This is a genomic window from Actinomadura sp. NPDC048021, assembly GCF_040653135.1.
Lineage (GTDB): Bacteria > Actinomycetota > Actinomycetes > Streptosporangiales > Streptosporangiaceae > Spirillospora > Spirillospora verrucosospora.
On sequence record NZ_JBEZJQ010000004.1, the window covers coordinates 401,447 to 412,531 of the forward strand.

Below are 11,085 nucleotides of genomic sequence, written 5' to 3' on the forward strand. Positions count from 1 at the left end.
CCGTTCCGTCACAGATGTTTGGCCAGAGGCACGAGAAAGGGGGCGAAATGGAGGGCAGACTTCGCGGCCGAAGTGGGTGAGTTGGCGGCCGATGCCGTCGAGCTTCCGCTGCCGCCGGAGACCCGGGCGAAGCTGCGCAAGGTGAATGCCACCCTTCGGACGATCAGATCGCCGACCTGTTCAAGGGGTTCACAGGCAACAGCCCTCTGGGTGGCGATCAAACGCAGGAAACGATGACGAACTTTCTGGTGATCACAATTCGGGAAATGTGCGGGGAAGGGAGCGCCCGCACCGCGCCCGGTAACAACTCCGACAATGGCGTCACGTACGCGGCTGGATCGTCCCGGTTCGAGCAACTGGTCCATCCTGTGGCCTCCCGCCAGCCTCCCTGCAGCGCCCCGGGGATACCACACCGTCGCCAGTGGGCGTCTTCCCGGAGTCATCGCCATCTCTTCCAGCACGCCGGCTCATGTTCAGATGGGAAGGAGCCTCGCCCCGATTCGGGGCTCTCTGGCGCGGGGCTCGCACGGAGTGTCCGCAGTCCGATCGGGCGCACTCCGCCGACGGTCACGGTGGGGTACCCGTGGCCGTCGTCTACCTCTTCCCCGAAGCGGGCCCACGGCGATCCTAGCTCCGCTGCCGGCGCCGCACCGGGGGGCATGAGTGACGTTCCGGACGCCACGACGCTGTTCTCCAGGGGTGCGAAGCCGGCCTCGTCGACGATGATCAGGTCTGGGCGCGGCGGGGTCTCGATGATGCGGCCGACGGAGTCGCCGCCGTCCTGCGGTAGAGGGTGGCGACCAGGTCGGCGGCGGCGCGGTAGCGGGTTTCGAATCCGGCGTGAATTGTGCCGGCGCCGAAGGTGGCGAGAGGCTGTGGATTTGCCGGTCCCGGACGGGTCGACTGCGCAGTAGTTCTCGGCGGTGTGTTGATGGCCCTGGTCCACCTGCGTAAGGCCCTGTAAAGGACCCGACAGGCCTGTCCACACTCTGAGACTTCGCGGGGGCGCGTCACGCTGAAAAGGGCTCCGTGTAACCTTGATCAGCATCGCGGTCGGTTCGAGTGTGGAATCTGTCCGTGGCGTGACGTCGTGGTACTCCCGTCCGGGTGTATCTCCGCATGCGGACTGGAACCACTTCTCGCGGTTGCGTTGTGGCCAGGTCAAGACCCGAGGAGGGCAAGCCCTGCCGATCCGCGAGTCTGTGCAGGTCACGCCGGGCGAATGATTCACACGTCCACTGTGGTAAGCATTATGTTCCTTGCACTCCTTGATCGGCCGAATGACCATGACGTATGCCCAAGATCCAGGTGATTCGGAAGGTGGTCCATGGCCTGCTGCGGCGGATGAAACGAACGTGAGCGCGCACTTGATCGCCGGAACCTGGCAGCTTCCCCCCTTGCCTCTGGCAGGACGACCCGTGAGAGCGGACACCATGACGAATGATGTACTGCCGACGAATCATCTGCTGGCTCTGTCGACGGACGAGTTCATCGCCGGCTTCGACGCGGTCGCATCCAAGTTCGACTCTGCGACCTTCCCGCAGCAGGTCCTGCCGCCCGAAAGTTGGGCGCTTCTCGTGAGGGCCGGGGTTCGGCTTCCGACTCTGCCCAAGCGGTACGGAGGGCGAGACAGCAGCGTCGAGATGTGCCGGATCGTCGAGACGGCTTCCGAATGGAACCTGGCCCTCGGTGTCTACGTGATAGTCAACACGGCACTGGCGCTTCTACCGGTGGTGAAGTGGGCCGGTGAAGAGGTCAAGCAGGAGATGCTGCCGCTGTTCGCCGGCGGCGATCCCGTGATGGCCGGGCTCGCCGCCACCGAACCGGGCGCCGGCTCGGCCCTGTCCTCCATGACGACCACATTCGAGGAGTGCGAGGGAGGCTACCGGATCCGCGGCCGCAAGCACTGGCAGGCTCTCAGCTCTTCAGCAGATTGGTGGCTGGTCCTTGCGAAGAACGCACACCGTCGCGAGTACGGCTACTTCGTCGTCAGGCGGAGCGAGGGGTTCCGCACCGTCGAACTGTACGAGGCGCTCGGCCTGAAGTTGCTGGACTACGGGGTCAACGACATCGATGTGACCGTCCCTCGGCATCGGCGGATCGATGCCGAGGAGACGGGCCTGGACTCGGTGGACGTGTTCCTGGCGTCGCGAGCGCTGCTGGCGGCGGCGGGGGCCGGATTCCTGCGCCGCATCAGCCGGGAGGCGCACGCGTATGCGGATGGCCGCCAGATCGGGCGGAAAACGCAGTCCAGGATCGGGTTCGTGAACTACAGGCTCGCGGCCATCGACACTTCCTCCACCATCTGCGAAGCGCTCAGCCACTACCTGAAGACGATGGTGGACTTCAAGGGCGACCTGACTCCGGTGTTTCCGGCCGTGCAGGCTCTCAAAACCGTCGCGACCGAGCGGATGATCAGTGCGGCCCAGAGTTATCAGCAGCTGACCGGCGCTGAGGGATACCGCTGCGGATCGCCCACCAACATCGCCGGTCAGGCGTTCCTGGACACACGCGTCTTCAGTATTTTCGACGGCAACAACGACATGCTCAGCCAGCAGCTGACCGCGCACTGCCTGACCCGGCGGTCCGGTCGGCCCCTCAGCGGGTTCTTGGCCGACTGGCCGCTCACAGCGCCTGCCGTCGCGACGCTCCGGGAGGACCTGAGTTTCCTCGACCAGCCCTTGGGCCAGGCGCAGCAGGTCCTCGCCGGCCGCGCGATCGCCTACCTGATCGCGGTGACCCTGGTCCTGGAGTGGGCTGCCGAGACCGCCGCCGATCCGGCACGGGTCCGGCCCGCCATCGAGTTCCTCAGACATGACATCGCCGGTGTCGCCACGGAATTCCGGTTGCTGGCCACCGGAATACTCGACGCCTACGGGCCGAAGGGTCGGCAACGGGCCTCGTGATCCGGGCTCGCCGACGAACACGGCGGCCGCGATTCGGCCACCGTGGTCCTCCCGGCGCCCCTCACCGGCCGACGCCCTTGTCGGCACAAGAAGAGGTTGCCGGGCGGCCTGAGCCTTGACCGGTCTCATCGCCGAGGAGGCCCGGAGAGCGGCGCCGGGATCGTCCCCGGTCCGTTTCTCCGGACCTCTCACCGGACCCGCCGGCCGGCTAGCCCGACAGGCCCTCGCGGCGGTGTATCAGGTCCACGAGGTCGGCCGCCCTGCGCTTCAGGAGATCCAGTCCGGTCCTGCCCCACGGGCGCGGTTCGCTGTCCACGACGCAGATCGTGCCGAGAACCGTGCCCGTGCGGTCGGTCAGCGGAGCTCCGGCGTAGCTGCGCACCATGAGCTTGTCGACGATCGGATTGCCCGCGAAGCGCGGATAGTCAAGGACATCGTCCAGAATCAGGGCCTTGCGCCGAACGACGACATGCGGGCAGTATCCGGCGTCGAGGGGCACTCTCGCCCCAAGGACACCGCCCACGAGTTCGGCGGCGGCCGGTGGCGTGTGGACACCGCAGATGAACTGATCGTCGCCGACGAGGTTCACGAAAGCCACCGGTGTGCCGGGAAGCCCGACAAGCTCCTGCGCTTCCATCGCGACCCTACGGGCGAACTCATCGAATTCGCTCTCCCGCGCCTGCCCTAGGCCAAGCTCCCGCAGGCGCCTCGCGCGCTGGGACGCTTCACGATCGGGCGGCATCAAGGGACGGGCCGAAAATGCCCCTGCCTGGTCATTGGGTGGATACGTCACGGAGGCCTCCAATTATGGCCGAGTGTGAAGATGGGCGCGGTGATGAACAGAACTCGAATCCCGAGAACGAAGCGGCGGCGGCGCCGGATGGAGCGTTCCCCATGTATTCGAGTTCTGTCAGGCAGGGACTGCAGGGGCGGCTGTAATGAGGTACTGGATCAGAGCCCGCAGCGCGGAAATGGCGGAGGTGTGGTCCCGAGCGTCGCACAGCACGATCGGTACGCGCGGGTCGAGTTTGAGAGCGCCCCGCAGTTCGTCGGATCCGTAGCGGTACGCGTTGTCGAACTCGTTGACCGCGACGAGGAACCGGGTCCCCCGGCTCTCGAAGAAGTCGACCGCCTCGAAGCAGTCCTCCAGGCGGCGGGTGTCGGCGAGCACGATCGCGCCCAACGCTCCGGCGCACAGCTCGTCCCACATGAACCAGAACCGCCGCTGCCCCGGCGTCCCGAACAAGTAGAGGACGATCCCGTGCTGTTCGATCGTGATTCTGCCGAAATCGAGCGCCACGGTAGTGGTGGACTTGTTCTCGACCCCGCCGAGATCGTCGATGCCGACGCTGGCCGAGGTGATGAGTTCCTCGGTGCTCAGCGGCTCGATCTCGCTCACCGCACCGACGAACGTCGTCTTCCCCACACCGAAACCGCCCGCTATGAGGATCTTGACCTGAGTGGGGAGCACCTCAGACTCGTTGTAGGCCATCGAGCAATTTCTCCAAAAGGGCTCGGTCGGTGGGATCGGCCGCGGTTCGCGGCGCGTGCGCGGTCATCGCCCGGCTGTCCACCAGATCGGAGATGAGGACTTTGGTGACCACCACGGGAAGCCGCAGGTGCGCCGCGACCTCGGCGACCGGGGTCGGCTTGCGGCACAACTCAAGCGCTTTGGCGTGCTCTGGATCCAGGACCGGAGGGTGCCCGTCGGCCGCCACCACCAAGGACAGCATGTCCAGGTCGACGGTCGGATGGGTGCGGCCGGCCGTCACCGCGTACGGGCGTACCAGTAGCCCTGCGGCTTCGTCGAGCCAGAGCTCATCCTCGCCGGAAGTCAAAACGCGCGGCTTCGGTCGCTCGTCGCGGCCGTCGTCCGTGCCGCGGTGTCCAGGAAGGGCCGGACGGCCTTGATCAGCCGGGCCATCTCAAAACCCACGACGGCCGGGTCGGCCTCCGCTCGGGCGAGCACCGCGAGCACCGAATTGTAACCGGCCCAGGAGATGTACAACTGGCTGGACTTCAGTTCCGCGACGACCTGCCGCACCTCGTTGCTGTCGTCGAACTTCGTTCCGGCACTACGCGCTATGGAGAAAAGCCCGGACGCGAGCGCGGCGAGATGTTCCGCGCCGGCGCGGTCAAAGCCGTCGGAGGCCTTCATCATGCCGTCGGACGACAGCAGCACGCTGCCGCGAATGACCGGAACCTGCTCGCCAAGCCCCCGCAACAGCCAAGCAAGATCTCGACCCTGGTTCGGGGAGGCAGCACTCAACGGAAAACTCCTTGTCGTGTGTGATTATCGTCAGTTCGCATTGTCGGGGTCATCGACGAAGTCGGTGTTTTCCTGCGCGCTGTTCAAACCCTTCTTGAATGCGGCCATAAAACCCGGATTGTAGTCGACTTCTTGATCATCCCGCTGGGGAGCGGGCGCACTGAGCAGTTCGGGCGCCAGGTTGGTCTGGGCCTGGCGCTGCGGCAACGGCGGCCGCTCGCCGTCACCACCCGGAAAGCCCGGCCCTGTTCCGGAGTCGGACGCGGGCCCGGAGGCCGTCACGGCCGCCGGCGGGCCGGACGCGGGCAAGGGAGAGAGCCGGTACCGGGAATCCTCGGCCGCCGGGGGCGGCGGCATGGAAGCGCCGAGAACATCACGTTCATCCAGTGGCAGACCCGGCCGGGTGTCAAGGCCCTGCCCGGAGCCGGAAACACGCGACGGCAGTGGGGTCGAGGGGCTCGCGGCGGGTTGTGCCCCGGAGGCCACCGGTTCCGCCGGGGGCCTCGCCTCCGCCTCCTCCGCTTCGCTGCCGTCCAGTTCCTCCGGGACGACGACGATGGCCTGCGTGCCGCCGTAGACATTGCCCTGGAGCTGGACGCGGACCTTGTGGCGGCGAGCGAGCGCGGATACCACCAGCAGTCCGATCCGCCCGTCCTTCAGTAGTTCCTCGGTGTCGGCCCGCTCGGGGTCGGCGAGCAGTTCGTTCAGCCGCCGCTGGTCTTCCCGCGGGATGCCCAGGCCGCGATCCTCGACCTCGATGGCCATGCCCGCGGCAACCCTCTCGAAGCGAATGAGCACCTGCGTCTGCGGCGGCGAGAACTTGGTGGCGTTCTCGATGAGCTCGGCCAGCAGATGGACGACGTCCGCGACCGCGCCACCGTCCAGGCTCCCCTCGACCGGAGGCACCACCTTGACCCGGTTGTAGTGCTCCACCTCGGCGATGGCCGAGCGCAGCACCTCGTACACCGTCACCGGCTTGGTCCACCGGCGGCGCGAAGCGGCTCCGCCGATCACTGCGAGGCTCTCGGCCTGGCGACGCATGCGGGTGCTGAGGTGGTCAACCCTGAACAACCCCTTGAGTAGGTCTGGATCCTCGACCTGGTTCTCCAGCTCGTCGAGCCCCTGGATGGCCCGATGCGACAGCGACTGCATCCGCCGGGCCAGGTTGACGAAGACCGCGACCCGGTGACCGCCTCCACCGGCCGCATCGCGGCTTGCGGCGCCGACCACGGCGTTCCAGGCCGCGCTCTGCGCCTTCCGCAGCTCATGCACGAGCTGCAGGTAGGAGTCGGCGTTGACGGGAGGCGGGAAGTCCTCGCTGATCGGGGCGGCCGTCCCGCCGGCGCGGAGCCCCTCGGCCAGCCGCTGCAGGTCCCGCCGCCCCTCGGCGATCAGGAACCCGAGCTCGCCGAGCCGCCGCTGCATGTTCTCCTGGCCCTGGAGGGCCGACTCGGCGAGCTGCCGCTGTATCCGGCGGGTCGCCGAGTCCGCCGCCACGAAGGCGGCTCCGAGGGTGATCGCGGCCCCCGCGGTCGCCAGGATCAGCACCAGCCGCGCACCCTGGCCCACGGCGGCGCCGTCGTACACGACCGCCACGGCGGCGAAGCCGAGAAAGCCCACGACAACCGAGGGGAGCATGAAAATGGACAGGTGAAGCGCGCGCATTTTACTCTGTCGATGCGTACCATGGGCCACCGACCTGCCGGCTCGCCGGACATTCCGTCGCTCGGCACCGGTAGTGGATTGGAAGAACTCAGGCATCGGCATCCTCGGTGCGTCGACAGCAGTCACCACATTGATTAATGCGGACTCTCGTATGGGCACAACCCGTGACTAGGCTGTCACAACTCCTCACGGGAAAAGTGCGGATTGCCGAGATTGCCGGGACCAATGCCCGCAATTGGGGATATTTGTCCTCATAAGTCCACTTTTGCGATGGATGCGTGGCGCCGTAGCGACAGCGGCTGGATCGGGCGAGCACCACAAGTCTTCCCAGGAACCGCGCATCCGCTCCAGGGCGGCCACTGGCCCGCCTTCAGATTGCGTGCCTGAGCCCCAGTCCTGTCACGCGAGGGTGGCCTTGAGGTGGCGGCCTTGGGGAGTCGGATCAGTGAGGGTGTCGTCGTCGACGACGATCCGGCCTCCGACCATGACCGTTGTCGGGCGGCCTGTGAGGTGCATGCCCTCGTAGGGGGTGTAGTCGGTGGCCATGTGGAGCGCGCCGGCGGTGACCTGCCAGCGGGCGGACGGGTCCCAGATGGTGATGTCCGCGTCCGCGCCGGGCAGCAGGATGCATCAATTGACGTACTTCACCTGATGTGGTTCAGTTGAAGTACTTCAGATGCGGAAAGAGGTGTGGGATGCGTCAGAACCCGGCCCGTCGGGCCGCGCTGCTCGACGGCGCCATCGAGGTTCTCGCCCGCGAGGGGGCGCGGGGCCTGACGCAGCGCGCCCTCGACAAGGAGGTGGGGGTGCCCATCGGCACCACGTCCAACTACTTCCGCAACCGCGACGAACTGCTCGTCCAGGCCGGCGTCCGCGTCTACGAGCGGCTCAGGCCCGCGGAGGGCGCGCTCACCGAGATGTTCGAGCAAGCACGGGACGCCGCGTCGTACGGCACGATGCTGCGGGAGAGCGTCGGCAGGGTCGCCGCCTTCCGATCCGGGCACCTGGCGATGCTGGAGCTTCGGCTGGAGGCCACCAGAAGGCCGGAGCTGCGCGCGCTGCTCACCGAGCGGGTCCGCGCCGACATCGATGAGAACGTCACCCTGCACGAAACCGCGGGCCTCCCCGGCGGCGCAACCGCCGTCCTGCTGATGTACCTGGCAATGAACTGGCTGATCGTTGAGCAGCTCACACTTCCGGATGTCTTCACAGACGCCGAGCGCGACGAACTGGTCACTCAGGCCGTAGAGCGCATCGTCACTCCGTTCCCCACAGCCACGAAGTGACACCCCGGGCGGGCCCGGCCCGACCGGCTACCCACCGTCCACGCCGACCGATCAACAAAGGACTGACTTGCGCAAGCTCGTGTACTTCATCGCCTCCACCCTCGACGGATTCGTCGCCGGCCCCGACGGCTCCGACCCCACCGGCCCCGGCGGCTTCTGGTCCCCGTCCGAGGACTACGTCCAGCACCTCATCGAGGAGTACCCCGAGACCCTGCCGGGGCCGGCCCGGGCCGCGCTCGGTGTCACTGCCGAAGGCACCCATTTCGACACCGTTGTCGAAGGTCGCAAAAGCTATGAGGTCGGCCTCGCGGCCAACGTGACCAACGCCTACGCCCACCTCAAGCACCTGGTCTTCTCCCGGACACTGACCGAAAGCCCAGACCCCGGCGTGGAAATCGTCGCCGATGACCCGGCGGCGACGGTACGAGAACTGAAGCGCGAGGGCGGCAAAGACATCTGGCTCGTCGGCGGCGGGGAACTGGCCGGCGCACTGTACGGCGAGATCGACCGCATGATCATCAAACTCAGCCCGCTCACCATCGGCTCCGGCATCCCCCTCTTCGGACGGACCACGGTCTTCGCGCCCAACGTCTGGGAGCTCATCGACCACACCATCCTCAACTCCGGAGCTGCCTTCCTCACTTACGACCGGGCCCCCGGCACTCCGCAGTCCTCCAGCAGGTAGACGCAGGGCCAGCCACGACAGCCTGCTCCCGATGCCTAGCGACTTTGGCGGCCCTGCCTCGGCGATACTGCTTGTCAGCGCCATCGCGTGAGGAGGCAGTATTCGCGAGAGGAGCCGCGCTGTAGCCAGCACGGCTCCTCCAAAGCGCGGGGACGGCTTACCTGGCGGTCGGGGACACGTCCGGGGTGGAGGGCCGTCTTGGCGAGCTCTCGGCGGCCGCGCCCGAGACGGGGCGGGCACGGGCCAGTTGGTCTGGCACGTGGGCTCCACGAAGTTCGAGGTCGTAGCGGTCGCCGTGCAGGGTGCCGTGAGGCACGGTGACGGCATCCTGCTCGCATTGCTGCGTGCCCGGGTCGCGTCCGTCGCAGTGCTCACGGTCGGGGCGGAGGACGACTGAGGCGCGGAGCGCGCTGGTCCCGGGGGCGGACTACGAAGATCAGCCGAGCGTGAACGTCCTGGTGCGGATACGGCGTCAGCTGGGAGGGTGTGCCTCATGGAGGACTTGCGGGACGCCGAGCGCCGACTTCAGAGCGCGCAGCTTGCTGGAGACGTCGAGGCGCTGGACCGGCTGCTGGATGATCGGCTGATCTTCACCTTCGGTGCGAGCGTTCAGACCAAGGCGGACGACCTGGAGGCGCACCGCACTCGGGCGCTGGTGATGACGAAGGTGGCTGAGGAGGAGTTGACCGTACTCGCCGATGGGCGCACCGGCGTGACGTGGTTTCTCGGCACCGTCGAGGGGACCGCCTCCGGGGCGCCGTTCGCGGCCAGGATGCGCTACACCCGTACTTGGCTACACGACGAGACGCACGGCTGGCGAATCATCGCCGTGCACGCCAGCACAGCCGATTGACATAGCCGACACGTTGAAGAGCGAACCGCACACCGGTAGACGGCGGTAAGAAGCTGTTTTCGAACCCCCTGCGAGGCTGATCAGCCTCGCAGGGGCTGAACATGACTGCCTCTGATGCGCGAGGCGCGGGACGCCGGGCGCCCTCCCGGATGGCTTATGTCATGCCTCGGGTCTCGCGGCGGTGCTGCGCATGCCTGCGGGCGGGATCTTCTCGACCTACACCGTCGCGCGTGGCCTCCTGGAGACTGCGGCCCGGGGCTGGAACCGGATTCGACATGCTGGGGCGCGTCCGGCGGCACATGAACGAACGGCTCTACAGCCTCAACCAGGTATCCGGAGCCTACTGGGGTTCGGCCACGGGCGAGGCGGCCCGTGATGCCGTCAGGAAGTTGTCCTGGCGGTGTGTCGATGCCGGGCTCCACTGGACGGTAGGTCGTCGCAGTGATCCGGGCAGGGGGGGACCCGACAAGGGAGAGCAGACTTTAGACGGCCGTAAGTTGTCGATCATGAAGAAGACCGGGAACGATCCGACAGTGCTCGGCGTGCAGGGCACCGTCACCTACCGCCTTGCTCGACCCGAGGACGATCAGGGCCTGGCGAAGCTCGATGGGTCGTTCACAACAGACTCGGTGTTCGAAGTGGTCGAAACGGGCGAGGGCTTCACGCTTCGCCAGACTCCCGTGACCCCTCCCATCCACAAGGTCTTCCCAGCCGACGAGGACACCAAGGACGACCGCGATCCCGAGCTGAGCCAGACGGTGGTCGCCTGCAACGGCGACGAGCTGTGCGGGTTCGTAGAGAGCTCCTTCGAACCGTGGAACAGGCGATTGACCATCTGCGACATCGAGGTCGCGCCAGCGTGGAGGGGGAGGGGGCTGGGACGAACCTTGATGAGCCACGCCTTCGACTTCGCCGAAGCGCGGGGGGCCGGGCATGTATGGCTTGAGGTCAGCAACATCAACGCCCCCGCGATCAGCGCCTACCTGCGGATGGGCTTCGTCTTCTGCGGGCTGGACACCAGGCTCTACGACGGCACCGAGTCGGCCGGCGAGCAAGCGATCTTCATGGCGCGACAGATCCACTGACCCGTGCCGCCCGAATGCTCACCGGCAACGACTTCGCCACCCCACCGACGAGGACTCCGCGCTCAACACGAGCGCCGCCAGGACGCGGACATGCTGGAGTCCAACCGGTCGATCGCGCAAATCGCGGCCGATCTAGGTACCTACAGCGACGACCCGCCCAACCTATGCGCCGCATGATCCGCAACCAAACCGCTAACCCTCATGTGATCAAGCCGCACCCTGGATGCGTCACCACGCGGCCTAGGCCGTGTTTCGAAGTAGGTGGAGCCATTCGTTGATGGCGGTGATCTCGAGGGTTGCCTGGTAGCGGACGGAGAGCTTGTCGTATCTGGTGGC

The 11,085-nt window shown here is 66.8% G+C and carries 12 protein-coding genes; 5 read left to right on the forward strand and 7 right to left on the reverse strand.

Translation table 11 applies throughout. From position 1 onward, the window contains the following. Window positions 1–8: 8 nt before the first annotated feature. Window positions 9–365, reverse strand: coding sequence for a hypothetical protein (locus AB0C87_RS09960; protein WP_360577130.1), 357 nt, complete (start codon window positions 363–365; stop codon window positions 9–11). A 1,053-nt stretch (window positions 366–1,418) separates the two neighbouring features. Between AB0C87_RS09960 and AB0C87_RS09965 the strand changes: the two genes are divergently transcribed. Then, window positions 1,419–2,906 carry an acyl-CoA dehydrogenase family protein gene (locus AB0C87_RS09965; RefSeq protein ID WP_353831204.1) on the forward strand — a complete coding sequence of 496 codons (1,488 nt, stop codon included), beginning with the start codon at window positions 1,419–1,421 and terminating at the stop codon, window positions 2,904–2,906. 208 nt (window positions 2,907–3,114) lie between these two features. Here AB0C87_RS09965 and AB0C87_RS09970 read toward each other — a convergent pair whose 3' ends face one another. From AB0C87_RS09970 to AB0C87_RS09995, 6 genes are all read right to left on the reverse strand, one after another. Beyond that, complete coding sequence (locus tag AB0C87_RS09970; protein WP_353831203.1) at window positions 3,115–3,699, reverse strand: GAF domain-containing protein; 585 nt, start codon at window positions 3,697–3,699, stop codon at window positions 3,115–3,117. A gap of 117 nt (window positions 3,700–3,816) precedes the next feature. Next, entirely contained in the window at window positions 3,817–4,398 is a 582-nt protein-coding gene (locus AB0C87_RS09975; protein WP_353831202.1) for an ATP/GTP-binding protein, read from the reverse strand. Further along, entirely contained in the window at window positions 4,379–4,744 is a 366-nt protein-coding gene (locus AB0C87_RS09980) for a DUF742 domain-containing protein (RefSeq protein ID WP_345174012.1), read from the reverse strand. The genes AB0C87_RS09975 and AB0C87_RS09980 overlap by 20 nt, the downstream gene beginning before the upstream one ends. After that, entirely contained in the window at window positions 4,741–5,175 is a 435-nt protein-coding gene (locus tag AB0C87_RS09985) for a roadblock/LC7 domain-containing protein (RefSeq protein ID WP_360577131.1), read from the reverse strand. The genes AB0C87_RS09980 and AB0C87_RS09985 overlap by 4 nt, the downstream gene beginning before the upstream one ends. Window positions 5,176–5,205: 30 nt before the next feature. After that, the gene (locus AB0C87_RS09990) at window positions 5,206–6,936 is read right to left on the reverse strand and encodes an ATP-binding protein (protein ID WP_360577132.1); all 1,731 of its coding nucleotides are present in this window, start codon (window positions 6,934–6,936) and stop codon (window positions 5,206–5,208) included. Window positions 6,937–7,239: 303 nt separating this feature from the next. Beyond that, complete coding sequence (locus tag AB0C87_RS09995; RefSeq protein ID WP_360577133.1) at window positions 7,240–7,386, reverse strand: hypothetical protein; 147 nt, start codon at window positions 7,384–7,386, stop codon at window positions 7,240–7,242. Window positions 7,387–7,535: 149 nt separating this feature from the next. On the opposite strand from AB0C87_RS09995, the gene AB0C87_RS10000 reads away from it, so the two are divergent. From AB0C87_RS10000 to AB0C87_RS10015, 4 genes are all read left to right on the forward strand, one after another. Then, complete coding sequence (locus tag AB0C87_RS10000; RefSeq protein WP_360577134.1) at window positions 7,536–8,126, forward strand: TetR family transcriptional regulator; 591 nt, start codon at window positions 7,536–7,538, stop codon at window positions 8,124–8,126. A gap of 67 nt (window positions 8,127–8,193) precedes the next feature. Continuing rightward, window positions 8,194–8,811: a dihydrofolate reductase family protein gene (locus AB0C87_RS10005; protein WP_360577135.1), complete on the forward strand. Its 618-nt coding sequence runs from the start codon at window positions 8,194–8,196 to the stop codon at window positions 8,809–8,811. A 493-nt stretch (window positions 8,812–9,304) separates the two neighbouring features. Next, window positions 9,305–9,664 (forward strand): nuclear transport factor 2 family protein, encoded by a 360-nt coding sequence (locus AB0C87_RS10010; RefSeq protein ID WP_345173999.1) that lies wholly within the window; start codon window positions 9,305–9,307, stop codon window positions 9,662–9,664. A 506-nt stretch (window positions 9,665–10,170) separates the two neighbouring features. Further along, on the forward strand, window positions 10,171–10,749 hold the full coding sequence (locus tag AB0C87_RS10015) for a GNAT family N-acetyltransferase (RefSeq protein WP_360577136.1): 579 nt from the start codon (window positions 10,171–10,173) through the stop codon (window positions 10,747–10,749). The last annotated feature ends 336 nt before the right edge of the window (window positions 10,750–11,085 follow it).